The sequence below is a fragment of the Qipengyuania sp. JC766 genome (assembly GCF_040717445.1).
GTDB lineage: Bacteria > Pseudomonadota > Alphaproteobacteria > Sphingomonadales > Sphingomonadaceae > JC766.
The window spans coordinates 464,757-490,470 of the sequence record NZ_JBFEFL010000001.1; the positions used below are offsets into that span (position 1 = coordinate 464,757).

General features: G+C 65.0%; 17 protein-coding genes. 8 read left to right on the forward strand and 9 right to left on the reverse strand.

The genetic code is table 11. The features are described 5' to 3' along the window. Nucleotide 1 precedes the first annotated feature (1 nt). The 3 genes from AB1K63_RS02325 to AB1K63_RS02335 are packed head-to-tail and all read right to left on the reverse strand — an operon-like array spanning nt 2 to nt 3,897. Nucleotides 2-1,306 (reverse strand): FAD-dependent oxidoreductase, encoded by a 1,305-nt coding sequence (locus AB1K63_RS02325; RefSeq protein WP_366958313.1) that lies wholly within the window; start codon nt 1,304-1,306, stop codon nt 2-4. Next, a complete protein-coding gene (locus tag AB1K63_RS02330; RefSeq protein WP_366958314.1) occupies nt 1,306-2,157 on the reverse strand; it encodes an alpha/beta fold hydrolase in 852 nt (283 codons plus the stop codon). Before AB1K63_RS02330 ends, AB1K63_RS02325 begins: the two co-directional genes overlap by 1 nt. A 42-nt stretch (nt 2,158-2,199) precedes the next feature. Next, nucleotides 2,200-3,897, reverse strand: coding sequence for an alpha/beta fold hydrolase (locus tag AB1K63_RS02335; RefSeq protein ID WP_366958315.1), 1,698 nt, complete (start codon nt 3,895-3,897; stop codon nt 2,200-2,202). Nucleotides 3,898-4,037: 140 nt separating this feature from the next. Here AB1K63_RS02335 and AB1K63_RS02340 point away from each other — a divergent pair, with 140 nt between their 5' ends. From AB1K63_RS02340 to lepA, 3 genes are all read left to right on the forward strand, one after another. Next, nucleotides 4,038-6,686: an EAL domain-containing protein gene (locus AB1K63_RS02340; protein WP_366958316.1), complete on the forward strand. Its 2,649-nt coding sequence runs from the start codon at nt 4,038-4,040 to the stop codon at nt 6,684-6,686. A 246-nt stretch (nt 6,687-6,932) separates the two neighbouring features. Beyond that, nucleotides 6,933-9,134, forward strand: a complete 2,202-nt coding sequence (locus tag AB1K63_RS02345) for an EAL domain-containing protein (RefSeq protein ID WP_366958317.1) — start codon at nt 6,933-6,935, stop codon at nt 9,132-9,134. A gap of 51 nt (nt 9,135-9,185) precedes the next feature. Beyond that, on the forward strand, nt 9,186-11,003 hold the full coding sequence (lepA, locus tag AB1K63_RS02350; protein ID WP_366958318.1) for a translation elongation factor 4: 1,818 nt from the start codon (nt 9,186-9,188) through the stop codon (nt 11,001-11,003). Between the two features lie 75 nt (nt 11,004-11,078). Here lepA and AB1K63_RS02355 read toward each other — a convergent pair whose 3' ends face one another. Beyond that, a complete protein-coding gene (locus AB1K63_RS02355) occupies nt 11,079-11,477 on the reverse strand; it encodes a helix-turn-helix domain-containing protein (RefSeq protein ID WP_366958319.1) in 399 nt (132 codons plus the stop codon). Nucleotides 11,478-11,544: 67 nt separating this feature from the next. Here AB1K63_RS02355 and AB1K63_RS02360 point away from each other — a divergent pair, with 67 nt between their 5' ends. Beyond that, nucleotides 11,545-12,165, forward strand: a complete 621-nt coding sequence (locus AB1K63_RS02360) for a cation diffusion facilitator family transporter (protein WP_366958321.1) — start codon at nt 11,545-11,547, stop codon at nt 12,163-12,165. Between the two features lie 32 nt (nt 12,166-12,197). Then, the gene (locus AB1K63_RS02365) at nt 12,198-14,180 is read left to right on the forward strand and encodes a TonB-dependent receptor (protein ID WP_366958322.1); all 1,983 of its coding nucleotides are present in this window, start codon (nt 12,198-12,200) and stop codon (nt 14,178-14,180) included. Between the two features lie 111 nt (nt 14,181-14,291). On the opposite strand, the gene AB1K63_RS02370 is transcribed toward AB1K63_RS02365, so the two are convergent. From AB1K63_RS02370 to AB1K63_RS02380, 3 genes are all read right to left on the reverse strand, one after another. Then, complete coding sequence (locus tag AB1K63_RS02370; protein WP_366958323.1) at nt 14,292-15,116, reverse strand: hypothetical protein; 825 nt, start codon at nt 15,114-15,116, stop codon at nt 14,292-14,294. Between the two features lie 119 nt (nt 15,117-15,235). Then, a complete protein-coding gene (locus AB1K63_RS02375; protein ID WP_366958324.1) occupies nt 15,236-16,363 on the reverse strand; it encodes a PepSY-associated TM helix domain-containing protein in 1,128 nt (375 codons plus the stop codon). Further along, nucleotides 16,363-18,441, reverse strand: coding sequence for a TonB-dependent receptor (locus AB1K63_RS02380; protein WP_366958325.1), 2,079 nt, complete (start codon nt 18,439-18,441; stop codon nt 16,363-16,365). Before AB1K63_RS02380 ends, AB1K63_RS02375 begins: the two co-directional genes overlap by 1 nt. A 374-nt stretch (nt 18,442-18,815) precedes the next feature. Between AB1K63_RS02380 and AB1K63_RS02385 the strand changes: the two genes are divergently transcribed. Both AB1K63_RS02385 and AB1K63_RS02390 read left to right on the forward strand, forming a co-directional pair. Then, nucleotides 18,816-20,972: a TonB-dependent siderophore receptor gene (locus tag AB1K63_RS02385; RefSeq protein WP_366958327.1), complete on the forward strand. Its 2,157-nt coding sequence runs from the start codon at nt 18,816-18,818 to the stop codon at nt 20,970-20,972. Then, nucleotides 20,972-22,216 carry a PepSY-associated TM helix domain-containing protein gene (locus AB1K63_RS02390; protein ID WP_366958328.1) on the forward strand — a complete coding sequence of 415 codons (1,245 nt, stop codon included), beginning with the start codon at nt 20,972-20,974 and terminating at the stop codon, nt 22,214-22,216. The genes AB1K63_RS02385 and AB1K63_RS02390 overlap by 1 nt, the downstream gene beginning before the upstream one ends. 91 nt (nt 22,217-22,307) lie before the next feature. Here the strand turns inward: AB1K63_RS02390 and AB1K63_RS02395 are convergent, their stop codons facing one another. Next, nucleotides 22,308-22,823, reverse strand: coding sequence for a DUF2141 domain-containing protein (locus AB1K63_RS02395; protein ID WP_366958329.1), 516 nt, complete (start codon nt 22,821-22,823; stop codon nt 22,308-22,310). Nucleotides 22,824-23,027: 204 nt separating this feature from the next. On the opposite strand from AB1K63_RS02395, the gene AB1K63_RS02400 reads away from it, so the two are divergent. Next, nucleotides 23,028-24,356: a tetratricopeptide repeat protein gene (locus AB1K63_RS02400; RefSeq protein WP_366958330.1), complete on the forward strand. Its 1,329-nt coding sequence runs from the start codon at nt 23,028-23,030 to the stop codon at nt 24,354-24,356. A gap of 31 nt (nt 24,357-24,387) precedes the next feature. Here the strand turns inward: AB1K63_RS02400 and AB1K63_RS02405 are convergent, their stop codons facing one another. Continuing rightward, a complete protein-coding gene (locus tag AB1K63_RS02405) occupies nt 24,388-25,653 on the reverse strand; it encodes a glutamate-5-semialdehyde dehydrogenase (protein ID WP_366958331.1) in 1,266 nt (421 codons plus the stop codon). Nucleotides 25,654-25,714: the final 61 nt, after the last annotated feature.

A 25,714-nucleotide genomic window follows, 5' to 3' on the forward strand; every position in this document is an offset into this window, starting at 1 on the left:
CTCAGCCGCGCGCGCCGATCATGGCGGCAATATCGACGAATTTCTCCCGTGGCGCGCCGGCGCGCGCGGCGGCGGCTTCGGCTTCCTCGATCTTCTTCCAGTCCTGGAACGTCACGATGTCGAGCCCGCGTTCGGCGGCCAGCGCATCGAAGCCCTTGCGGCCGTCCTTGCGCCCGCCGGGGCCGATATCCTCGGCGATCTTCTCGACAAGCGCATAGCCGTCCGGCCGGTTGGTGCCGATCGTCCCCGAAGGGCCGCGCCGCGCCCAGCCCACGCAATAGAGGCCGGGAAGGATGCGCCCGGATTCGTTGGCGAAGCGTCCCTGTCGTTCGTCGAACGGGACGCCGGGAATGGGCGAGGTGCGATAGCCGATACAGCTGACCACAAGGTCGGCCGGTACCACGTAGGTCTCGCCCGTACCCACGGCGCGTCCCTTCTCGATCCGGGTCCGTTCGACCTCGACCGCGGCCACCTGTCCGTCGCCGCGAAAGGCCTTGGGGCTGGCGTACATGTCGAAGTCTATCGTCACCGATTTCGCGGCGCGTTCGCTTTCGGGGATGGCGGCGAATGTCCGCAACAGGGCGACCGACTTGCGCAGCCCCGGCTCGAGGATCGCGTCCGCTTCCGGTTCGGGCAGATCGTCCGGGTCGACATGCGGACTCGCCCGCTCCAGCTCGGCGAGTTCTCCCAGTTCTTTGGGCGTCATCATGATCTGGTGCGGGCCCCGGCGTCCCAAAATGGTGATCGTCTCGAGCCCGCTGGTCCGCAGCGCGTCGAGAGCGTGTGCGACGATGTCCGCGCCGGCGAACTCGCCTTCGGTCTTGGCCAGGATGCGCGCGATGTCGAGCGCGACATTGCCCATGCCGATGACGACCGCGTGCTTGCCGGTAAGGTCCGGCGCGAGGTCGGCGAAGCGCGGGTGCCCGTTGTACCACCCGACGAACGCCGCGCTGCCGAAGACGTTGGCGAGATCCTCTCCGGGCAGGCCCAGCGTGCGGTCCTGCGGTGCGCCGGTGGCAAGCACCACGGCATCGTAGAGCGACTGCAGTTCCGCGATCGAAATGTCCTCGCCCACGGTCACATTGCCCACGAAACGGACGTTCTCGGTCAGCGCGGTCTTCTCGTACCGCAGCGCCACTTTCTTGATCGACTGGTGATCGGGTGCGACCCCGGTGCGGATGAGGCCGTAGGGCACGGGCAGCGTGTCGAACACGTCGACCCGTACCTCGTCACCCCATTCCTTCTGCGCGGCTTCCGCCGTGTAATAGCCTGCCGGCCCCGAACCGATGATCGCGATGTGCCGCATCAGGCAGCCTCGGCCATGTCCTCCGCCGGCATGTCGTCGAGGAAGCGGCGGATCGCGGCGACGCATTCGTCCGCATGGCTGAGCAGGAACAGGTGCCCGCCGCCCTCCAGCATCAGCAATTCGCTGTCGGGCAGGAGCGCGTTGATCATCCGGCCGTTCACCGCCGGGACGATCTGGTCGTCATCGCCCATCATCACCAGTGTCGGCTTCTTCAGGAACGGCAGGAACGGTGCGCTGGTCCAGCCGACCATGGCGAGCAGCTGGTAGAAATAGCCACGCCGTGTGGGCGGGGTGAGGCGGGCGATATGGCCCGACTTGCCCGATTGCTGCGCCATCGCGCCGCCGTAGAGGGTCTGGAAGTGCTTCTCCATGAAGGCGGCGTCCACGTAGCGGCGCGGATCGGCCATCTTGGTCAACGCTGCCGGATTGCCCGGCACCATCAACATGCCCATGCTGGTGGCCGCCAGGATCAGCTTGCGCGTGCGGTTGCCGTGCTGGAGCGCGAAGTGCTGCGCCATCGCGCCGCCCCAGCTGACCCCCATGACGTCCACCTGCTCCACGCCGAGATGGTCCAGCAGCTGACTGGCGGTCCAGGCCATGGTGATCGCGTTGTAGGGAACGGTCGGCTCCGGCGATCCGCCGACGCCGGGCATGTCGAACATGATGAAGCCGCGGTCGTCGAGCGCGGTGGCGAGCGGGGCGACGGCCTCGATATTCGCGCCGATACCGTTGAAGAACAGGATCGGCGGATGGTCGGAGGGCTCGTCGAGCCGCCAGCGGGCGACCCGCAATTTGCGGCCCCCGACATTTTCCATCGAAATCAGCGCGCTATCCATCGGATTGACATCCATCGGTTCGGTCAAAAGCAATTCCTAGTTTCGAGCGGCAAGCGCTCAGCGTTCCTCGACAACGTACAGGCCCGGGGCCGGGTCCAGCGGTGCGAATTTCTTTCCCTTGCCGAGCTTCTTCGGCGCCTCGGTCTTGCCGCCGGAGCGGTCCTGCAGCCATTGTGTCCAGTAAGGCCACCAGCTCCCGGCGACTTCGTGCGTGCCCTGCAGCCACTCGTCCGCCGTGGCGGGGAGGGGGCCGTCCTCCTTCTGGACGTAGTACTTGGCCTTGGGATTGCCCGGCGGGTTCAGGATCGCCTGCATGTGGCCCGACTGGCTGAGGACGTAAGTCACCTCGCCCTTCCCGAACAGCTGGGTCGAGCGATAGGTCGCCTTCCACGGCGTGATGTGGTCGGTGACCCCGCCCAGGATGAAGACGTCGCTGTCCACTTTCGACAGGTCGATCTTGTGGTCGACCATCTCGACCTCGCCCTTCTTCGTGAAGGCAAGCGTTTCGAACAGGGTCAGGAAGTCGCCCATGAGGCTGCCGGACAGGTTGGTCGCGTCCGCGTTCCAGAACAGCACGTCGAACGCCGGCGGGTCCTCTCCCAGCAGGTAGTTGTTGATGACGTAGTTCCAGATGAGGTCGTTAGGCCGCAGCCAGGCGAAGCCGCGCGCCAGGTCGGTGCCCGCGATCACCCCGGCCTTCGCCGCGCGGCGCTTGGCGATCTCGATCCCGTGTTCGCTGACGAGCGATCCGGCCTCGATATCGGTCTGCTTGGGATGCAGCACGCACACCATCAGCGTCAGCGCGCCGAGCAGGTCGTCGCCGTCGGCTGCCATCTTGCTGGCCAGCATGGCCGCCGTCTGGCCGCCCGAACAACCGGCGGACACGTTGACCTTCTTCGCGCCGGTAATCTTCGCGACCGCTTCCATCGCCTCGCGGCAGGATGCGACGTAATCGGCCATGTCCCACACGCCCTGGCTCTTGTCCGGGTTGCGCCAGGATATGACGAAGGTCTGGATGCCGTTGTCGACCTGCCACTTCACCACCGACTTCTCCGGCGAGAGGTCGTTGATGTACATCTTGTTGATCTGCGGCGGGATGGTCAGCTGCGGTATCTCGTACACCTCGTCCGTGGTCGGGGCGTACTGGATCAGTTCCATCATGTCGGTCCGCAGGACGACGGAACCCTTCGACGTGGCGATGTTCTCGCCCAGCTTGAACGGCCGCTTGTCCACCTGGCTGACCATGAAGTCGTTCTTGGTGATGTCGTCGTAGGCGTTCTTGAGCCCCTTGATGAGGCTCAGCCCGCCGCTGTCGATGGCCCGCTTCTGCGCGGTCGGATTGCCGGCCAGCGTATTGGTCGGCGCAAGGCTGTCGATGATGATGTTGGAAATGAAATTGGCCCGGTCGCGCTCGATCTCGTCCAGTTCGAGGTCCGCGATCCAGTTGCTCATCCCCTTCTGGACGGCGAGGTAGTACTGCACGCCGGCGCGATAGAACGGGTTGTACTGCCAGGCCGGGTCCATGAAGCGCTTGTCGCGCGGATCGGGCGCGAGGTCGGACTTGCCGGTCATGATCTTGATCATGTCCTGGCCGATAGCCTGCTGGTGCTTGATGAGCCGCTGCGGATCCGAAGCGGTTTCGCGCAGCAGCAGCGCGACCGCACCGACAAAATCTTCCCGGGCGATACCGATGAGAGGGCCGAGCGCGGTGGTCGACTGCGCGGCCTCGTCCTCCAGATGGATGCCGTCTGCCATGTCCTCTCCTGTCGGCTATTGCCTTGTTCTTTCCGGCATAGATGCCTGCGGTCCGGACGATTGGCAAGACGGGCGGAATATTGTCGCGAATCGGGCCGGAATTAACCGGTTTTCAAAACCATCAACTGCATGGTCGGCGCATGGCGGGCCTCCCAACAGAGCAGCGCGTGCACGATCGTGCGCACCGTACGCATTCGCCTGCCCGCGCCAGCCTGCGCGTCGTGGAGGAGGAGCAGGCACCGCCCGAACCGGAACGCAGGGCCCCTGTGAACCGGCGCGGACCGAACCGCGTGGTCGAGACCAAGGACGTCAAGACGATCGTGCCGCGCGACTGGTGGCGGATCGGGATCGTCTATGCGCTGGTCCTGCTCGTCTGCGGTATATCCACCTTCAGCATCCCACCGATCGAATCCTTCGGTTCGGGTATCCTCGCCATCTGGATTTCCGGAGCGGGCTGGTGGGTCGCGCGCGCCAAGGACGGCGTGGTCGGATACCGGCCGCTCGACGTGCTTATCGCATGGAGCGTCATTCTCGCGCCGATGGTCTGCCTCGGCCTTTCCATGGGTCTGTGGGTTTCGCTCGACGGGCTGGACTGGCGCTGGGCCGTCGCGGGAATCGTGTGCACCAACGCGATCGGGGCCAGCCTGCTGACGGGCCGCGTGCCCCAGCAGTTCGCGGCGTGGTTCGCCGGCTGGGTTCCGCTCGCCCTCATCGAAGGCTCGACCATTTCGATCGCCGCGCTGGTGCTCGGCGGCATCTGCGCGCTCGCCGCCGCCCGGCACCAGATCGCCATCGTGCGTGCGCTGCTGGAAGACGACCAGAAGCTGAAGCGGGTGCGCAATCGCGCACTCCACATCCTGACCGATTACGAGGATACAGGCCTCGGCTGGTTCTGGGAAACCGACCGGCGCGGGCAGATCACCTACCTATCGCCGCAGATCATCCGGATCCTCGATCGGGAGCGCGAGGAGATCATGAATCGCCCGTTCCTCGAACTGTTCGATCTCGCCAACGAACGCGAGGACGGGGAACGAACGCTCAGCTTCCACCTTTCCGCGCGCTCCTCGTTCCAGGAGATCGGGGTGCGCGCCGCGGTCGGCAGCGAGGAACGCTGGTGGTCCGTCAGCGGCCGTCCTGCCTATGACGAGTTCGGCAATTACCAGGGATTCCGCGGTTCGGGCACCGACCTGACCGAGAAGCGCCGCAGCGAGAAACAGGCGACGCGCTTGGCCCGTTTCGATTCCCTCACGGGTCTCGCCAACCGCCATCAGATGTCGCAGCTGCTGGGCAAGTTGCTCGCCGCGCCGATGGAGCGGCAGCGCGAATGCAGCGTCATGCTGCTCGACCTAGACCGGTTCAAGCACGTCAACGATACGCTCGGCCATCCGTCGGGCGACGAACTGCTCAAGCAGGTTGCGCAGCGGCTCCAGCGCACGCTGGGCGATCTGGGGGAAGTCGGCCGGCTGGGTGGTGACGAATTCAAGATCCTGATCCCGGGCCGCATGGAGCGCGCCGAGCTCGCCCATGTCGCGAACGAGATCATCCACGCCCTCTCGCAGCCCTATACGATCAGCGGTCACCGGGCGAGCATCGGCACTTCGGTCGGGATCGCGATCGCACCCGACGATGGCAAGACGAGCGAGGACCTGATCCGCAACGCCGACCTCGCGCTCTACGCGGCAAAGGACGGTGGGCGCGGGCGGTACCATTTCTATTCCAGCGAGCTGCATTCGGCCGCCGAAGAGCGCACGAAGCTGGAACAGGACCTGCGCGACGCGATCGCCAAGGGCGAGCTCGACCTGTTCTACCAGCCTTTCGTCGATGCGAAGACGGAGACGATCTCCGGCTTCGAGGCGCTGCTTCGCTGGAACCACCCGAAGGACGGCTGGATGTCGCCCGCCAAGTTCATCCCGGTTGCGGAAGATACCGGGCTGATCATGCAGATCGGCGAGTGGGCCATTCGCAAGGCGTGCGACGATCTGGCGCGCTGGCCAGCCTCCATCCGGTGTGCGGTCAACGTTTCGCCGGTGCAGTTCGCCAATCCGCAGCTGCCGTCGGTCATCACCAACGCGATCGCCTCGTCCCAGATCGATCCCTCGCGTCTCGAACTGGAAATCACCGAAAGCGTATTCCTGTCGGACGACATCAATACCGACGCCATGTTCTCGGCGCTCAAGCGCATCGGCGTGCGGCTGGCGCTGGACGATTTCGGGACGGGCTACTCCTCGCTCGGCTATCTGAAGAAGGCGCCATTCGACAAGATCAAGATCGACCAGAGCTTCGTGCGCGGGGCCACGCAAGCGGGCAGCCGCAACGGCGCGATCATCACGTCGATCACCGGGCTCGCGAACTCGCTCGGCATGGATACCACGGCCGAAGGTGTGGAGACGATGGACGAACTGGTCCTCGTGCGCGACCTCGGCTGCAGCCACGTTCAGGGCTATCTCTATTCGAAGGCGATCGACGGGGAAACCGCGTCGGCCATGCTCGAGGACGGTCTGCGCCTCAATCCGGTCGGGCCGCGCGCGGCGCGCGAACATCGCCAGAAGACCCTGCGCCAGACCATGCTGGAGCATGAAGGCCAGTTCTACTCCGCCCGGATCCGCAACCTTTCGCGCGGGGGCGCCATGGTGGAAGGTCTCTGGAACGTGCCGGTGGGTACGCGATTCAGGATCGCGCTCGACGCGGAGAAGATCGTCGGCGCCACGGCGATGTGGAGCGACGAGAACCGCATGGGGCTGCGTTTTCACGAGCGGATCGATACCAGCCTCCTGGCGCCGGGCGGATGACCGCGATGGTGCGCAATTCGACACTCGCGGACTTCCATCAAGTAATGGCGATGACGCTTGGGGCGGACGTCTGCGCGCAGTTCAAAGGATGGATCCCGCGCTCTGCTTCGCACGATGTCCTTTCACTCTTGGCCAAAGAAAAACACCGTCCCTCTGCCAGCGAAGCTCAATATATTAACGAACGGTCGTTAGCTGGCGTAACAATCGATAGTCTGGGGTTGTCGTAACTTGGGTGCCAACAGCATCTTGTCGAAATTTTCGCGTCAGGACGTGGGTGGCTCCGCGTCCGACGATGCTGCGTCGTGCCCGGTCGTCCCGATTGCGGATCACCAGCGGATCGAGTTGCTCGACAGCCTTGAAAGTCTCGACATCGGCTGGTTCTGGGCCACCGATACGGAAGGCCGGCTGACCTACCTCACCGCAAGCGCCGCGGCCTCGCTCGGCGTCGAGCGGAGCGCCATTATCGGGCGCAAGCTCACCGAAGTGGTCGTCGCGGACCGGTCGGAGGACGACGAGGGCCGCGAGCGGCCGCTCGCATTCCAGCTCGGTGCGCGCAACGCCTTTGTCGACGTGCCGGTGAAGCCGGTCGACGGCAGCACGGGCGTGCCGACCTGGTGGGAGATTTCCGGCAAGCCGTGCTTCGACGCGGAAAACGAGTTCGTCGGCTATCGCGGCCGCGCGCGCGACGTTAGCCATTCGCGCCAGCACTCGATCGACGCATCGCGGCTGGCGAAGTTCGATACGCTGACGGGGCTGGCCAACCGGCACCGCATGGAAAGCCAGCTTCGCAAGACGCTGAAGGCCTATCAGGCGTCCAAGCGCAGTTGCGCGTTGCTGATGCTCGATCTCGACCGGTTCAAGCAGGTCAACGATACGCTTGGCCATCCTGCGGGCGACGAACTCCTCAAGCAGGTCGCGCAGCGCCTCGTGAAGATCGTCGGGAAGCATGCGGAGATCGGCCGCCTGGGCGGGGACGAATTCCAGATCATCCTGCCGGACGTGGACGACCGCGGCCGTTTGGGCGACCTCGGCAAGCGCCTGATCCAGATGATCTCGCAGCCATACTCGATCGACGGCAGCCGCGCGATCATCGGGACGTCGGTGGGCATCGCCATCGCGCCCTATGACGGGATCGACGCGGAAGAGCTGGTCAGCAGCGCCGACCTCGCGCTCTACGCCGCGAAGGGCAACGGGCGTGGGCAGTATCGCTTCTTCTCCAGCGACCTCAAGGACGGTGCCCGGCAGCGCAAGCAGATCGAGGAAGACCTGCGCGATGCGCTCGCCAAGGACGAGCTGCGCCTGCACTACCAGCCGCTGATCAAGGCCGGATCGGACGAGGCCGCCTGTTTCGAAGCGCTGATGCGCTGGGAACACGCGGAAGACGGTTTCATCAGTCCCGGCCAGTTCATCCCGATCGCCGAAGAGACCAGCATCATCACCGATCTGGGCGAGTGGGCCCTGATGCGCGCCTGCCGCGATTGTGCCGAATGGCCGGGCGACATCAAGGTCGCGGTCAACGTGTCCGCGGTCCAGTTCAGCGACGAGAACTTCCTCGGCGTGGTGGAACGCGCGCTCGCCTCCAGCGGACTCGACCCGCAGCGGCTCGAGCTCGAGATCACCGAGAGTGTGTTCATGGGCGATCCGCACGCGACCAGCCGGATGTTCAAGCAGTTGAAGCGCCTCGGCGTGCGACTTGCGCTGGACGATTTCGGGACGGGCTATTCCTCTCTCGGCTACCTGCGCAACGCGCCCTTCGACAAGATCAAGATCGACCAGAGCTTCGTGCGCGGGGCGACGGAGCCGGACAACAACAACGCCGCGATCATCACCGCCATCGTCAGCCTGGCGGACGCGCTGGGCATGGACACGGTCGCGGAAGGCGTTGAATCGGAAGACGAGCTCGCCCTGGTGACGGAGCGCGGCGCGACCCTCATCCAAGGCTTCATCTATTCCGGAGCGCTGGCACAGGACGTGCTGCTCGGGCGGTTCGAGGACGGCACCATCCAGTTCGAGAAGAAGGGCCCGGCCAAGCACCGCTCCGAGCGGCGCACCGTGTTCCGACGCGTCGGCCTGATCCACGAGGACCATCGCTACGAGGTCATGCTGCGCAACCTGTCGCGCACCGGGGCGATGATCGAGGGCTTGCTGGACGTGCCGATCGGCACCGATCTCGTGCTGGACCTGGGGGCGGGGCAGCTCGCAGTCGCCAAGGTACGCCGCTCGCACGAGGCGGTGCAGGGCATCGAGTTCGAAGTGCCGCTCATCAGCGACGGGGCCGACGGCCTGTGCACCCGCCACCGGGTCAGCCCCTACGCGCTGGCCGCCGCCGGGATGCCGCTCGCCGCGCTTCCGCCGGGTAACTACCCGCTGCTGCGCGACGCCCCGGTGTCCGAAGGCGGATCGCGCCCGTCCTTCCTCCAAGTCGATCTCACGCAGCGCTTCAACTGACCCGTCGATCGCTGCTGACAAGGCGGCAGAGCGCCGCTATCTGCGGCGGCGATGACCGACCTTTCCAAGATCCGCAATTTTTCAATAATCGCCCACATCGACCATGGGAAGTCCACTCTGGCGGATCGGTTGATCCAGCTTTGCGGGGGGTTGACCGAGCGGGAGATGCGCGAGCAAGTCCTTGATAACATGGACATCGAGAAGGAACGCGGGATCACCATCAAGGCGCAGACCGTGCGCCTCGACTACACCGCGTCCGATGGCGAGACCTACGAGCTCAACCTCATGGACACGCCCGGCCATGTCGACTTCGCCTACGAGGTCAGCCGTTCCCTCGCCGCGTGCGAGGGCGCGCTGCTGGTGGTGGACGCGGCGCAGGGGGTCGAGGCGCAGACGCTCGCCAACGTCTACCAGTCGGTCGAGCACGACCACGAGATCGTCCCCGTCATCAACAAGATCGACCTGCCCGCCGCCGAGCCCGAAAAGGTCAAGCTCGAGATCGAGGAGATCATCGGCCTGCCCGCGGACGACGCGGTCCTCACCAGCGCCAAGTCCGGCATCGGGGTGGAGGACGTGCTCGAGGCGATCGTCCAGCGCATCCCGCCACCCACCGGCGACCGCGCCGCGCCGCTGAAGGCCAGCCTGGTCGACAGTTGGTACGACCCGTATCTGGGCGTCGTCATCCTGGTCCGCGTCATCGACGGCTGGATCAAGAAGGGGCTGGAAGTGCGCTTCATGCAGGGCGGCACGCAGCACCTGGTCGACCGGGTCGGCTGCTTCACCCCCAAGCGCACCGACCTGGCGGAGCTGGGCCCGGGCGAGATCGGCTTCATCACCGCGCAGATCAAGGAGGTGGAGCAGGCCCGCGTCGGCGACACCATCACCACGGTCAAGGCGGGCGCGGACAAGGCGCTGCCCGGCTACAAGGAAGTGCAGCCGGTGGTGTTCTGCGGCCTGTTCCCGGTGGACGCGGCCGAGTTCGAGAAGCTGCGCGAATCCATCGGCAAGCTGCGCCTCAACGATGCCAGCTTCAGTTACGAGATGGAAAGCTCCGCCGCGCTGGGCTTCGGCTTTCGCGCCGGGTTCCTCGGCCTCCTGCACCTGGAAATCATCCAGGAACGCCTCAGCCGCGAATACGACCTTGATCTCATCACCACCGCGCCCAGCGTCGTCTACCGCGTGCACCTCGGCCATACGAAGAACGAGGATGCCAAGACGATCGAGATCCACAACCCGGCCGACTGGCCGGACGTCAACCGGATCGAGATGGTGGAGGAACCCTGGATCAAGGCCACCATCTACACGCCCGACGAATATCTCGGCGCGATCCTGAAGCTGTGCCAGGACCGGCGCGGCATCCAGACGAACCTGACCTATGTCGGCGGCCGCGCGCAGGTGAGCTACGAACTGCCGCTGAACGAGGTCGTGTTTGACTTCTACGACCGGCTGAAGAGCATCAGCCGCGGCTATGCCAGCTTCGATTACGAGCAGATCGGCCTGCGCGAAGGCGACCTCGTGAAGATGAACATCCTCGTCAACAACGAGCCGGTGGATGCGTTGTCATTGATCGTCCACCGCGGCGTGGCGGAGGAACGCGGCCGCGGCATGTGCGAGCGCCTGAAAGACCTGATCCCGCGCCACCTGTTCAAGATCCCCATCCAGGCCGCGATCGGCGGCAAGATCATCGCCCGCGAAACCATCGCCGCGCTGCGCAAGGACGTGACCGCCAAATGCTACGGCGGCGACATCACTCGGAAGAAGAAGCTGTTGGAAAAGCAGAAGAAGGGCAAGGCCCGGATGCGCGAGTACGGGAACGTGAGCATCCCGCAGGAGGCGTTCATCGCCGCGCTGCGGATGGGGGAGGAGTGAGAGCGACTTTGCGCCTTCATTTCGGCCATTTCAATCCTTCGTTGACGCGCTCGTTAGCGGACAACTGTTCGGACTTCACGCGGCGGCATGGCGGCCAAGGCTCTCGATAATCTGGCACTCGCCGATTTTGTCCGCCTCGCAGGACCGTAACATCTCTCCCAATTCGTCGCGCAGTGCCGTGAGATCGACGATCTTGCGCTCGACTTCGGCCAATTGCTGTTGGACCAACCGGTCGACGTCCTGGCACGGCTTTTCATTGTGATCGGATAGGGCGAGCAATTCGCGGACCTGTGCCATGGTGAACCCGAGCTCGCGTGCGCGACGCACGAATGTCAGCGTCACCAGATGATCGTCGGCGTAATCGCGGTAGTTGCTGTCGGTTCGGTCGGCTGCTGGCAGAATACCCTCGCGCTCGTAATACCGAATAGTCTCCGCCTTCGTGCCGGTCGCCTTTGCCAGTTCTCCGATACGCATCGCTTGACCTTGTAGCTGCTACAAGGTGCATATGCCCCTGCGACTCGAACGTTGCAAGGAGCGCGGCATGGGCAAATCCTGCTGCCAGACACCCGAACCGGACCAAAATGCGCACAACAACCCGCGCTGGCGCTCGATCCTGTGGATCGCGCTGATTGCCAACGCGGCGATGTTCGTCGTCGAGATCGTCGCGGGCGTGGCCGCCGATTCGCGCGCGCTCCAGGCCGACGCGCTCGATTTCTTCGGCGACGCTGCCAATTACGCCATCAGTCTGGGCGTGGCTGGCTTGGCGCTGGCGTGGCGGGCGAAGGCCGCCCTGTTCAAGGCCGCGACGATGCTGGCCTTCGGACTGTGGGTGATCGGCTATGCACTCTATGGCCTCGTCGCCGGATCGAACCCGGAACCGCAGACGATGGGCGTGATCGGCGCGCTGGCGCTAGCCGTGAACGTCATCGTGGCGCTCATGCTGTTCCGTTACCGCGAAGGTGATGCGAACATGCGCTCGGTCTGGATCTGCTCGCGCAATGACGCGATCGGAAACATCGCTGTGCTTGGCGCAGCGCTCAGCGTGTTCGGCACCGGACAGGCCTGGCCCGACCTGCTGGTCGCCAGCATCATGGCTGGCCTCGCCCTGTGGGGCGCCGCCGAAGTTTTCGTTCAGGCCCGCCGCGAACTCGCGCACGGGTAAGCCTCCGAATTCGTTTCAGAGAAAGACCAATCGTGACCAATACCACGCGCTTTGCGCTGCTTCTCGGGGCCACTTCCGCCTTCACTTTTGCCGTACCCGCGACCGCCCAAAACACAGCACCAGACGAGGATAATCACGCCTACGGCGACGAAGGCGGAGAGACCCAGGTCATCATCGTCCAAGGCACGCGCTCGGGTCGCAGGGTGCAGGACGAGCCAATCCGGGTCGAGGTGATCGCAGGCGAGGAGATCGAGGAGAAGGCGATCATGCGGCCGGGCAATATTGCCATGCTGGTCAACGAAACCGGCGGCGTGCGCGTGCAGGTCACGTCGCCTGCCTTGGGTGCCGCCAATATCCGTATACAGGGGCTGGAAGGCCGATATACCCAACTGCTTGCCGACAACCTCCCGCTCTATGGCGGGCAGGCAGCATCGCTGGGCCTGCTGCAGATCCCACCGACCGATCTCGGACAGGTGGAGGTGATCAAGGGCTCGGCCTCGGCGCTCTACGGTGCCTCCGCACTTGGCGGTGTGATCAACCTCATCTCCAAACGACCCGGCGACGAGTTCGAAGCCGAAGTCCTGGGCAACGCCACCACCCGCAACGGGCAGGACCTGACCGCCTATACCGCCGGGCCGCTAAGTTTGAATTCGGGCCTCTCGCTAACTGCGGGTGCTCACCGCCAGAGTGGGCAGGACCTCGATGGCGACGGCTGGCTCGACATGGCCGCCTACGATCGTCTTACAGCGCGCCCGCGCTTCCAGTGGGATGGCGATAACGGGTCATCGGTCTACCTGACCATCGGCGCGATGACCGAAGACCGCGTGGGAGGCACGCTGCCCAGAAGGACGGTGCCTGACGGCACGGCGTTTCCGCAGACGCAGGAAACCGAACGCCTCGATGCAGGTCTGGTCGCGCAGACACCTCTGTCGGACCTCGCCACGCTCAACCTGCGCGCATCGGCCATGCGTCAGGGTCATCTCCACCGCTACGGCGGGGTGGTGGAGGATGACCGTCACACCAGCCTGTTCGGCGAAGCCTCAGTTTCGGGCGGCAGCAGCGCAACCTCGTGGGTCGGGGGCATCGCCTTCCAGTCCGATGGCTTCCGGTCCGAGGCATTCCCGGCCTTCGATTACACCTACGATGTTCCCGGGGTCTTCGCGCAGCTCGAACAGGAAGCAACGCTCGACCTGACGCTGGCTGCGAGCGCGCGCGTCGATTTCCATGACGAATTCGGCACGCAGTTCAGCCCGCGCATTTCCGCGCTCTACCGTCGGGGCAACTGGACCATTCGTGGTTCATACGGCGGAGGATTCTTCGCGCCGACCCCGTTCGTCGACGAGATCGAGGCAGCAGGCCTCTCCCGCCTCGAGCCGCTAGGGGAACTCGAAGCGGAAACTGCGCGAACCGCATCGCTCGATGTTGGTTATGCCGACGGGCCGTGGGAAGCCAATGTGACGCTGTTCGGTGCGGATATCGACAATGCCACACGCCTTCGCGAGATCGCGACCGACAGGGTCGAACTTGTCAATATCGACGGCACGACCCGGGTTCGCGGGACCGAACTTTTGCTCCGCTTCAAGCAGGACGGCTTCACGGTGACAGGCAGCTACGTCTTTGTCGATGCGAGCGAACCCGAACCATTGGGCATTGGCCGCCGCGAAGTCCCGCTGACGCCCAAACACACGGCCGGTCTTGTCGGCATGTGGGAGGAGCATGGCAAGGGCCGCATCGGGATCGAAGCCTATTACACGGGCTCACAGGCGCTCGACGACAATCCCTACCGCACCCGCTCGCGGCCCTACCTGCACCTAGGCATCCTCGGCGAGATCACGCTCGGCAAGGCCAGCCTGTTCGCGAATGCCGAGAACCTGCTCGACGTGCGCCAGACGAAATACGATCCGCTGCTACTTCCCCAGCGGGCGGCGAGCGGACAGTGGACGGTCGATGCATGGGCGCCGCTTGAAGGATTCATCCTAAATGGCGGCATCCGGCTGCGGTTCGGCGGTCACTGAGGTAAGCAACAGGCGCTCGCCAACCAAGATTTAGGGCAGCGGTAGTGTATCGCCATGGTAGGAGCAGACTGACCCCTAACGGCCCAAAAGTCGACGATCGGCTCCACCCCCTCACTCCAGATCCCGCCAGTGGTCCTCGTCCTCGTTGAAGTGCTCCAGTTCTTCTTCCACCTCGTGGAGGCTTTCCAGTTCGCCGATGGGGCGGAATTCCTCGTTGCGCGATAGCATGAAAGCGGGGTCGGTGCGGTGTTCGGCGGGGCCGTCCTCCTCGGCGCGCTTGCGGCGGGCTATCTCGACCAGCTGGGCCTGCATCGGCTCGATCTCGGCTAGCGACATGTCCACCGGGTCGAAATGCTCCACCATCGCGGCGTTCATGTCGTCCTTCTCCGCGCGGGTGAGGGCCTGCGTGGTGTAAGAGATTCCTTGTTGTCCTATCGCTACGCTACTTGAGGACGAGCCCGAACCCCCGTGCAGCCGGTCGGCGTCGGAGCGGAAATAGCTGGCGGACAGGCGCTGGCCGCGCTCGTCCTTCGCGTTCATCCTGAGGCAGAACATCAGCAGCCGGTCGTTGCGGATGCGGCGGAAGCCCTTGAGCTTACCGCCGACGAACACCGGGCGGAGCTGGCCGTCGATCGCGCGTTCGTAGGCGATGTCCTTCAATTGCTGCACGCCCAGGTCCAGCGCGGCCTCCCACGCCCGGCGGAAGCTCTCCGCGCCCGGGCGGCGGCGCAGGTAATATGCGCCTTCGGGGCTCATGTTGACGAAGCGGGCGGCGCGGCTGACGCTGCCGGTATCGGCCAGCGCGCCGATGAAGGCCTTCTGCCGGGCGGGTGTCCAGCCGTCGTGGCGATACTTGACGGGCACGTTGTCGAAGGCGGGCAGGTCATCGCGGCTGACGGGCGTGCGGATTTCGGTCGGGTCCTTGCGGCGGGTCATGGGGCGGCTCCTTGGTGACTGGGGTGGCGGATTGCCGGGGCAGGCAAACCAGCCAGCGTGGAGCACAGGACGCGCAGTGTAGGACAGGATTTTCTGCGGGTGGGGTGTTCGGGACGCTGTCAGGCAGCGCCGCCGGTCCTCGGCCGTCCGCGCCGTCGCCGCCACCACAGGCGGTAGCCGGAAAAGCACAGATAGGCGGTGACGAGGCCCGCCAGCGTCACCAGTATCCGTCCGACAAGGCCGAAGGCGTGGCCCGAATGCAGGGCGTATTGCCACACGAAGAAGGTATCGCCGGCGCTCTCCCCCGCATCGTGGCGCCGGGCGGCGATCTCGCCCGTTTCCATGTCGACATAGGTCCACAGCCGCCCCTGGTTGTCGACATCGCGCCCGTCGAACGTCCGCACGGCATAGAGCCCGACTTCGGGATGGAGGCGGACGCTATGGAGGGAGCTGCGATCCCCGGTGACCTGCGCGATGGCGGCTTCCAGCGTGACCGGATCGGCGGGCGGATCGCGCTCCGCCATGTCGTAATGCAGCCGCTCCCCCACCGGCGTGACGGTTTCCACCACCTCGCGGCTCTCCATCGGGAAGGACAGCGTCACGCCCGTCAGGGCCAGCACCGCGGTCACGGGCCAGGCCCACATCGCGCTCGCCCGGTGCCGGTCCCATAGCCGTCGCAGCGATCCCGCATGGCCGCCGACCCGCCATGCGCTCAGCCATTTCCCGAGCCGCGGAAAGGCGAGCGGGAGCGAGAGGAAATGGTCGAGCAGCCAGGCGAGCGAAAGGAGACCGACGAAGATCACCCCGATTTCGCCCACGAGGAGGTCGGTGTGCAGGCCGTAGATCAGGTCGGGGAGGTAATGCCGGTGGAGGCTGAGCCGGCCGCTCTCGCGCCACCCCGCGAACTCCCCCGTGCCGGGATCGACAAATGCCTGCACCGGCCGGGCCGACCCATCCTGCAGCGTCTGACGGCCGAGTAGCCAGTGCGTGCGATCCGGCGATTGCGAGACGAGGATATTGCCCGGCTCGAACCCGGGCAGGGCGGCTTGGGCGCTGGCGACGACTGCGTCGATGGAGGTAGGCGGCCCGTCGGTCAGTTCCGCGACGCGAAGGTCGGGGTTCAGCACCCCGTCCAGCTCGTCGTACCAGGCAATCGCGCTGCCCGTCAGGGCGAGCAGCAGCAGCCACGCCCCGCCGAGGATTCCGAACCAGCGGTGCCAGAACCGGAAGGCGGGGCGCGCGCGCATCAGAAGCGGAACGAGGCGCCGAGGCGGATATTGCGGCCCGGTTCGTTCACGCCCGAAACGATCTCGTAATCAGGGATCGCGGTGTAGTCGCCCACGCTGGCATGGGCGATGTAGGTGGCATCGAACAGGTTGTAGACCGCCGCCAGCAGTTCGAACCTGTCGGTGCCGAGCGGCTGCCACCGGGCGAACAGATCGACCGTGGTATAGCCGGGCTTGTCGATGAACTGGGTTTCGGAGACGTAGCCGAGCTCGACATCGCGGAAGAGCACCTCGAGGTCATCGACCCGCTCGAAAGACGTGACGCTCGCCTCGAAGGAGAGTGCGCGCGTCGGATCGAATTTCGCGCTGACGTTCCACTGGTCGCCCAGCGTATTGCCCAGCGCCAGATGTTCGTAGCCGTTGATCGGCCGATCGTTCAGTTCGGGATCGTAATGGTTGTAGAAGCCGCTGATCCCGAACGCTCCGAAATCGTATCCGGCACGCAGTTCGAAGCCCTCGGAACGGAATTCGCCGACGTTCTCGTAATAGACCCCGTCCTGCGGCGCGGGGCCGCGATAGAGCTGGTCGAGCACGACATCCTCGATCTCCATCCGGTAATAGGCAGCGGATGCGAACAGGCCATCGCGATCGAAGGCAAGGCCTGCCTCGAAATTTCCGACCGTTTCGGGGCGCAGGCCAGACTGGAGGATCAGGCTTCCGGGCCGGTGCTCCAGTGTGAACGCATCGCCGATTTCCTTGCCCCGGAACGCTTCGGCATAGCCGATATTCGCGATCAGTCCGGGGACGATCTCGTAGTCGGCACCGATATTGAAAGACACGCCGTCGCTGCTTGTCCCTCCGCCGTAGGTCACGAGGTCGAGCTCGTAATAGTCGTAACGCACGCCGAAGCTGAGCAGCAGCGGATCGAACACCTGCCACCGGTCCTGCGCGTAAAGCCCCACGAGTTCGCCCTGTTCGCTGAAGCTGCCGATCGCCGGATCCCAGGCCCATGGCTGCCACATGGCGGGATCTGCCAGATAGGCGCTGGTGACGTGATCGTTGCGGTATTCGACGCCGGTCGTGAGGGCATGGCTTCCGGCTTCGATATTCATCCGAAGATCGCCGCCCCAGTTCTCGATCTCGGCGCCGTAAAGTCCCCAGCGGTCGAACCGGTCGAGCTGGAACTCGGCCTTCGACCAGTAGCCGGTAAATTCGAAACCGACCGGGCCGCCGTTGGCGAACCGGTAATTGGCGATCGCCGTTCGGCGCTGCGCTTCACCCGGAAAGAGAGGGTCGCCTTCCAGAACCGGCCAGTTGGGCCGTGCGCCGAATTCGCCTTTCTCGTCGCGTTGCTCGTAGCTCAGCGAGAATGCGTGGCCGATGCCGACATCGCCGCCGATCTTCGCGAAGGCGACGTTCTGCTCCGCGCCGCTTCCGGGTACTTCGTTCCCGTCGCCGTCGTCGTAGGGGTCTCTGTCCTGGTGCACGTATGACGCGATGATGCCGACGCCGCCGGCGATCCGTCCGAACGCCGTGCCGGACAGCTTGTAGCCGTCGTTGGAAAACCATCCGCCGCGCACGATGCCGCCGACATTGCGACCGGGTTCGAGGAGATCGACGGCATCTCGGGTCCGGAATCGGATTGCGCCACCGATGGTGCCGAAGCCCGAAGTGGCTTCGCCTGCGCCGGTCTGGACGTCGACGCTCTCGAGCAGCTCGGGCTCCACCGACACCCGGCCCACATGATGGAACAGGGTGCCCTGAACCTGCGCGCCGTCGATCGAGATGTTGAGCTGCGCGTCTTCGAGGCCGCGCACGTAGATTTTCTCTGCAATGCCGATCGCCCCGCCGACCGAAACGGAGGGGGTCTTGCGGAAGAGATCCTTGAGATCGTTTGCCTGGGTGATTTCGATATCCTCTCGATCGATCAGCGAGTCGGTCAGTTTACCGACCACGACGATGGCTTCGTCCGAGACGCCTGCTTCGTCGTCATCGATGACCAGTACATCCGAACCGGCCGGTTCGATGGTCTGCGCGGACGCTATCGAGGGCCAGATTATTGCGGAAGCGGCCAGGATGTTCGCCTTGGTGTAGATCATTTATTTCCCTTGTTGCATTGCGTCGGCGGCAGTTTCGATCACTCGGAATGGCGCACTCGTTTCAAACGAGGTGGGCTGCTAATGAGAGTAATTCGCAAATGCAATGGTAATGGCCGTTTTTTCCAATTTCCACGTCTACTGAGTGTCGGGACACCTCGGTTTCAGGCATCAACCGTTATAGGGGTTGGGCGAATTCTGCGGCTTCGGTCATGCCCAACCAGACCATGTCCGCCGAGGTTTTCGCTATCGAAACGGGGAATACCCTATATACCGACTTCGGCTAACCCACCTGCATTTATATTGCGAGGCATTCGCATTGACTCCCTGAGGGTGCAGCTCTAGCCGACCTGCAAACGATTCGCAGGAAGGGATTTATGAGGGTTCTCCACACGGCCGGTGCAGCCGGTTTCGCCATGCTCGCTACGCCGCTCGCCGCGCAGGACACGGGCGATCCTGCGCCGCCTGCGGAGGAACGGGCAGCGCAATCCGAAGGTGAGGACGAGGGCGACATGATCATTGTCACCGGGCGTGCGCAGAAGCTGTACCGGGTGGAGGAGGTCTCGGTCGGCAAGCTCGACACGCCGCCGCTCGAATCCAGCTTGGTGGTGACCACCATCACGGAAGAGCTGATCGAGGACCAGGGCGCGCGCGATGCGCAGGACCTCTATCGCAACATCTCGGGCGTCAGCTTCTTCAGCTATGCCGGGGTGACCGCGCGCGGCTTCCGGCAGGAGGAGAATTTCTACGACGGCCTGCGCGGCGATCCCTATGCGGGCTTTTCCGTGCCGCAGCTGTTCAATGTGGAACGGGTCGAATTCCTCAAGGGGCCGAGCGGCATGCTCTACGGCCCCGGCGCGCCGGGCGGCCTGTTCAACTACGTGACCAAAAAGCCCGACCTGGAGGAGTTCTCCGGCCAGGTGAAGGCTATCGGCGGGACCGAGGACCGCTTCGGCGGATCAGCCGAGGTCAACGCGCCGCTCGGCCGCGGGTTCGGGGTGCGCGGGGGCCTGTTCTACGAGGACCGCGGCACCTTCCGCTTCAACTCCGCCTCGCGCACGCTGATCGCGGATACCGGCCTCGCGATGGACGGAGGGCCCGTGCGCGTGGACGTGCAGGGCACCCGCTACGACCAGGAACTTGACGCCAACCGCCTGCGCGGCGTGCCGGTGGACGACGAGGGCGAGTTTCTCACCTCGCGCCGCTGGAACCACAACGAGCCGGGCGACTTCCTGAACCTCGTTTCCGACGTTTTCCAGGTGCGGCTGGAGGCGCAGCCGGTCGAAGGCCTGAGCCTCGATGCCACCGCGCGCTACAACGATGCGCAGGAGGTGCAGAACTACCACGAACCGCGCGGCCTGTTCGATTCCGACGGCGACGGCACGATCGACGCCACCATCCGCGAGTTCCGCGACCAGCTTCGCACGCAGGAAAGCTGGTCCTTCGGCGGCAACCTCGTCTGGGCCGCCGGGATTTCGGGCGATGTCCGCAACCGCCTGCTGGTCGGTGCGGACCATTTCGAGGGCGACACCTACTTCCGCGGCCGGTCCCTGCGCGGCCGCACGGTCGACACGCCCGGCCTGCCGAACCCGCTCAGCCTGTTCGACCCGGTCTACGGCCAGTCCGACCCGGCGACTTACGACCAGGGACCTTACACAGTCACCCTGACCGACAGCGAGCGGACCGGCATCTACGTGCTGGACGAACTGACCATCGGCCGCCTGATCCTCGTCGGCGGCATCCGGCGCGACGATTTCTACGACAATTCCGACGGCACCGTGTTCGAGGACAGCCAGACCACCTATCGCGGCGGGGTTGTCTACCGCGTCACGGACGAGATTTCCGCCTTCGGCCAGTACGCCACCAGCTTCGAACCGCAGAGCGCGGCGTCCCAGAACCCGCTCGCCGGCGGACCGTTCGCGCCGACCACGGGCGACATCTACGAAGCGGGGATCAAGACCGCGCTGTTCAACGGGCAGATCCAGTCCACCCTGTCCGCCTACCGGATCACACGGTCGAACATCCTGCAGACCGACCCGCGCGGCGATACCGGAAACGACGGCGTGGACGACCTGCTTTCCATCGGGGAGATCACCAGCAAGGGGATAGAGTTCGACATCGCGGCGGACGTCACGCCCGACTGGGTGGTGACGGCCGCTTACGGCTACAACGACACGCGGATCACGCAGGACAATGCCGGCGGAGGCTTTTCCAACAATGTCGGGGACCGCTTCGCCAACGCGCCCGAGCATCAGCTCGGCTTCTGGACGCGCTACCAGTTCCCCGCGATCGGCCTCGCGGCGGCGCTGGGCGGGGACTACGTTTCGGAACGCGTCAGCATCAGCGGCCAGCCGGTCAATCCCTACATGGTGTTCGATGCCTCGCTGATCTACGAGACCGGGCCGTTCCGCGCCCTGCTGCGGGTCGATAACCTGTTCGACGAGACCTATGCGGCCTCAGGCTTCATCGACCGGACCGGCCACTTCCCCGGCGCGCCGCGCTCCGCGTTCCTCGAAGTGGGTTACGAATTCTGATGGAAATGGCGCGGGCCATGGACGGCGGCACGCAAGTCCGTGCGAAGCCCGCGCCCAAGGCCGCGCGCACCTGGTGGAAAGTGCACCAGTGGGTCGGGCTGAAGATCAGCCTGTTCATGACCTTCATCCTGTTCACCGGCACGCTGGCCGTGATGAGCGCGGAGATCGACTGGCTGCTCCAGCCGAGCCTGCGGGTCGCGCCTTCGACCGTGGAAGGCCCGGTCGCCTGGGCCAGGATTGCCGAAAACGCGATCGAATACCCGGGCGTCGCGAAAGCCTCCTCGATCGAGGCGCCGACCGCCTCCGCCTTTGCCGCCAAGGTCACGGTCGAGGACGCCGAGGGCGAACTGTTCTTCCTCCACGCCCATCCGACAACCGGCGAAATCCAGGGCACCGGCCCGTGGGTCGGCGCGCGGCGGGTACTGCGCAACATGCACCGGCACCTGAACCTGCCGGTCTGGATCGGGGTACCGATCGTCACCTCGCTTGCCTTCCTGCTGCTGGTGACGCTGGTCTCTTCCTTCGTCGTCTACAAGAAATGGTGGCGCGGTTTTGCCAAGCCGCTGCGCACGCGCGATGCGCGGACCTGGTGGGGCGATTTCCACCGGTTGGCGGGCGTCTGGTCGCTGTGGTTCGTTGCCTTGATCAGCCTGACGAGCGTCTGGTATTTCGTGGAAAGCCTGGGCGGCGACGCGCCGCGCCAGCCGAGCGTGGAACTGGAGGGCCCGACCGGTACGACCCTTGCGCCCGCCGACCTCGCCGCGGCGTTCGAGGCGGCACTGGCCGCCAATCCGGACCTGCGGGTACAGGGCGCTCTTCTGCCCACGGCCGACGACCCGCTGCTCCAGCTTCACGGCGATTACGAGGCGGTGCTGGTGCGACCCCGCTCGAACGCGGTCTGGGTCGATAGCCGTACGGCGGAAGTTTTGCTGACGACGGACGGGCGCGATCTGGGCCTGCACCAGCGGATCGGGGAAATGGCCGATCCGCTGCATTTCGGCTATTTCGGCGGATACTGGACCAAGGTGCCGTGGTTCCTGTTCGGGCTCGCGCTGACCGGGCTCGCTGTTTCCGGCGCGGCGATCTACTCGCTCAGGATCGCGCGGGAGCGCGGCTCCGCCGTGCAGCTGTCACGCGCGTTTTCCGGAATGTGGCAGGGCATGGGCCATTGGCGCTGGCTGTCGGTCGGCCTGCTCGTGGTGGCGAGCGTGTTCCTGGTTTTCCTCTTCACCGGTATCCCCTGACCAGCGAAATGAAAAACCCCCCGCTCCGGTGGAGCGAGGGGCTTCTTCTTTCGGTTAGTCGAATGCCGGACCGACAGGTCCGACGGTTCGATTATTCCGGGTACATCAGCGAAACGGTGGCATTGCCGCCCGTTTCGGAGACGGTGAATGCGGCCGGGCCGAATTTCGGAGCGCCACCGGTCTGCGCGGTGCCGCTGAGGCCCCAAGCTTCGGTCGGGCCGGCTTCGCCAAGCTCGACATTGCCGTCGGCGTTCTGGTCGTGGATCACCGCAGCGGCGTACTGGCCGGGGGCCACGCCTTCGAAGGTCGCGGTCACGGTCGCACCGGACGCGTCGACCTTCTGAGTATAGGTACCTTCGGCGCCGGCAAAACCTTCTTCGTTCTGCAGCGCGACGAAGAGCTGGCCTTCGCCCGGCTCGACGCCGTTGATGGTCACGGTCACGCCGCCTTCGCCGGCCATGGCGGTATCGCCGGCCATCGGGTCGGTGGCCATCGCGTCATCGGTCATCGCCGTGTCGTCGGTGGTAGCCGTGTCGGTTTCGGCACCGCCGCAAGCGGCGAGCGCGAGAGCCGGAGCGGCAGCGGCCAAAAGCATGAACTTCTTCATTGGTAATCCCCTTATAGGAACAGGTTCGGTCACCATACCGCCATCCGTCTCAGTCGGTACGGCCGAACGGTATGAGGGAACAATGTGGCGAAGTCCGCGGTGTTCCGAAAAAACTGAAAATGCGATGAACCGAGGGTCAGGAGTTGCGGATTTCCGCCATTCTGCCAAACTTGGTGGCCGGGTCGCAAACTGGGGGATCGATCGATGATTCGTGCAATTGTGGCAACGTTTGCAATTCTTGCAGCGCTGGTTTCCGCCGCGTCCGCGAGCGCACAGACAGCGCCGGTCTTCCCGCGCGAAGATCTTTTCCAGGCCGGCAATACCGCGCACCAGAACGGGCAATACGCACTCGCTTCGCGCGAGTTCGAAGCGGCATGCCGGGCCGGGCACTATCCGGCCTGCTACAACTTCGCGTTGATGCACGACGCAGGCACCGCGACCGGTGCGAGCCAGGCGATGGCACGCGATCTCTATCGCCGGATCTGCGATGCCGGGTACAGCATGGGGTGCTACAATTACGGCGCCTATCTCGACCAGGGGAAGGGCGGGGCGCGCGATGCCGCGACCGCCTATCGCGTTTTCGCCGATCTGGCCGCCAAGGGGCACATGAAGGGCGCCTACAATGCCGGCCACATGGCGCTGAACGGCGACGGGACGGATGCCGACATCTTCACCGCGATCCGATTTTTCGAAATCGCCGCAGGCAAGGGCAGCGCCGAAGCGCAGACCGCGATGGGCGCGATCTACGAAGGCGGGTTCGGCCATTTCGTCGATATTCCCAAGGCGCTGGAATGGTACCGCAAGGCTGCGGCCCAGGGGGACGTTTTCGCCAGTTCGCGCGTCACCCTGATCGCGCAGGTCGCTTACGAGCGCGGGATCGATGCCGAGGAGAACGGCGATTATGCCGAGGCGGGCAAGGCGTTTGCCTTCAGTTGCGAGCGCGGGTTCCAGATGGGCTGTTACCAGTACGGCATCTACCAGTATTACGGGCGCGACGGTGTCCGGAAGGACGTGTTCGCGGCGTTCGACGCCTTCAATGGGTATTGCCGGTCCGATCCCGATTTCGGCTGCCCCTCGGTCATGAAGGTGGCGTGGGAAACCCGTGGGTCCAATTTCCGCGACATAGGGCCGCTGCGAACATGGCTGGAAGCGAAATGCCGCCGCGGCCGCGGGGTCCACTGCTACAACCTGTCCATGCTTTACGAGAACGGCGGCTTCGGAATGGCGAACCGGGCCAAGCGGCTGGAATATCTGAAAGCGGCGTGCGACTTGAACGTGAAGGAAGGATGCAGCGCGCACGAGCAGTTCACGGCGCCCGATTTCAGGACCCTGCAGATCACACAGGCGCCGACCTATTCGTCGCGCTATTCCATGACGAACGGCTCATACCGGTCGCCTTCCAGCAGCGGCAGCACGATGGCGAACTACAATGCGCGCCAGGCGGCACGCGATTTCTCGCAGCACCTTAATTCGATCCGCGCCATCGGATCGGCGACGGTCAGGACCTGTCCCGCCAGCAACCGTTATTGCTGACGGGATATCCGATCCCGAGTCTTGCCGAAGGTCAGGGGCGCGTCTGGCCCTGACCGTGAACGAGGTACTTGAAGCTGGTCAGCTGCTCGAGGCCGACAGGCCCGCGTGCATGCATCTTCCCGGTGGCGATACCGATTTCCGCACCCATGCCGAATTCGCCGCCATCGGCGAACTGGGTCGAGGCGTTGTGCATGACAATAGCGCTATCGATCGCGGTCATGAAGCGGCGTGCGGCTGCATCGTCCTCGGTCATGATCGCATCGGTGTGGTGCGAGCTGTGCTCGTCCACCCAGGCGATCGCTTCGTCGAGGCCCTCGACGATCTTCACGCTGGCGATGGGATCGAGATACTCGGTGTCCCAGTCCTCGTCCGTCGCCGGCTTGATCCGGTCGTCGATCGAAACGGCGGTCTCGTCGCCGCGCAGTTCGCAGTCGGAGCCCATGATTTCCGCAAGGCGCGGCACGAAATCGTCGGCCACGGCGCGGTCCACCACGATGCTTTCCGTCGCGCCGCATACGCCGGTGCGGCGTAGTTTCGCGTTGCGAATAACTTCGGCCGCCTTGTCGAGATCGGCGGCTTCGTGGACGTAACTGTGGCAGTTGCCGTCGAGGTGCAGCAGCGTGGGCACGCTCGCCTGGTCACGGACCAGTTCGACAAGGCCGCGTCCCCCGCGCGGGATGACGAGGTCGACGAATTCGTCGGCGGTCAGCAGCGCGGCGACCGCGGCACGGTCGGTCGTGCCGACGGTCTGCACCGCGTCTTCGGGCAGGCCGGCTTCGGCGAGGCCCTTGCGCATGCATTCGACGATCACGCGGGTGGAATGGCGGCTCTCGCTCCCGCCACGCAGGATCACGGCGTTGCCCGACTTGAGGCACAGCGCGCTCGCATCGGCACCGACATTGGGGCGCGATTCGTAGATCATGCCGACCACGCCGATGGGCACGGCGACGCGTTCGATCTTCAGCCCGTTGGGCCGGTCGAACTGCGCGAGTTGACGCCCGACGGGATCGGGCAGTTCGGCGATCTGTTCCAGCGCCGCGGCCATGCCTTCGACGCGGTCCTCGGTCAGGCGCAGGCGGTCGACGAAGCTGTCGGGCTTCTTGCCTTCGACGCCGGCGACGTCCTTCGCGTTCGCTTCCAGCAGCGAGTCGGTATTGTCGCGCAGCGCCTTCGCCGCAGCGCGCAGCGCCGCGTTCTTGGCGTCCGTGCTCGCAGCGAGCAGGCCGCGGGTGGCCTCGCGGGCCCTCCGGCCGAGCTGGTGGACGTGGATGGTGGGGTCTTCGCTCATGTCGTTCATTGATTTCCTCCGGCTTACCAGAATGACGGATGGCGGCGCGTCATGTTCCGCGCCCGCCCTT

Coding starts and splice junctions, on each gene's coding strand:
- AB1K63_RS02400 (WP_366958330.1), top strand. CDS start 23,028: ATGATTCGTGCAATTGTGGCAACGTTTGCAATTCTTGCAGCGCTGGTT.
- lepA (WP_366958318.1), top strand. CDS start 9,186: ATGACCGACCTTTCCAAGATCCGCAATTTTTCAATAATCGCCCACATC.
- AB1K63_RS02330 (WP_366958314.1), bottom strand. CDS start 2,157: ATGGATGTCAATCCGATGGATAGCGCGCTGATTTCGATGGAAAATGTC.
- AB1K63_RS02390 (WP_366958328.1), top strand. CDS start 20,972: ATGGAAATGGCGCGGGCCATGGACGGCGGCACGCAAGTCCGTGCGAAG.
- AB1K63_RS02385 (WP_366958327.1), top strand. CDS start 18,816: ATGAGGGTTCTCCACACGGCCGGTGCAGCCGGTTTCGCCATGCTCGCT.
- AB1K63_RS02395 (WP_366958329.1), bottom strand. CDS start 22,823: ATGAAGAAGTTCATGCTTTTGGCCGCTGCCGCTCCGGCTCTCGCGCTC.
- AB1K63_RS02375 (WP_366958324.1), bottom strand. CDS start 16,363: ATGCGCGCGCGCCCCGCCTTCCGGTTCTGGCACCGCTGGTTCGGAATC.
- AB1K63_RS02355 (WP_366958319.1), bottom strand. CDS start 11,477: ATGCGTATCGGAGAACTGGCAAAGGCGACCGGCACGAAGGCGGAGACT.
- AB1K63_RS02340 (WP_366958316.1), top strand. CDS start 4,038: ATGGCGGGCCTCCCAACAGAGCAGCGCGTGCACGATCGTGCGCACCGT.
- AB1K63_RS02360 (WP_366958321.1), top strand. CDS start 11,545: ATGGGCAAATCCTGCTGCCAGACACCCGAACCGGACCAAAATGCGCAC.
- AB1K63_RS02335 (WP_366958315.1), bottom strand. CDS start 3,897: ATGGCAGACGGCATCCATCTGGAGGACGAGGCCGCGCAGTCGACCACC.
- AB1K63_RS02405 (WP_366958331.1), bottom strand. CDS start 25,653: ATGAACGACATGAGCGAAGACCCCACCATCCACGTCCACCAGCTCGGC.
- AB1K63_RS02370 (WP_366958323.1), bottom strand. CDS start 15,116: ATGACCCGCCGCAAGGACCCGACCGAAATCCGCACGCCCGTCAGCCGC.
- AB1K63_RS02325 (WP_366958313.1), bottom strand. CDS start 1,306: ATGCGGCACATCGCGATCATCGGTTCGGGGCCGGCAGGCTATTACACG.
- AB1K63_RS02380 (WP_366958325.1), bottom strand. CDS start 18,441: ATGATCTACACCAAGGCGAACATCCTGGCCGCTTCCGCAATAATCTGG.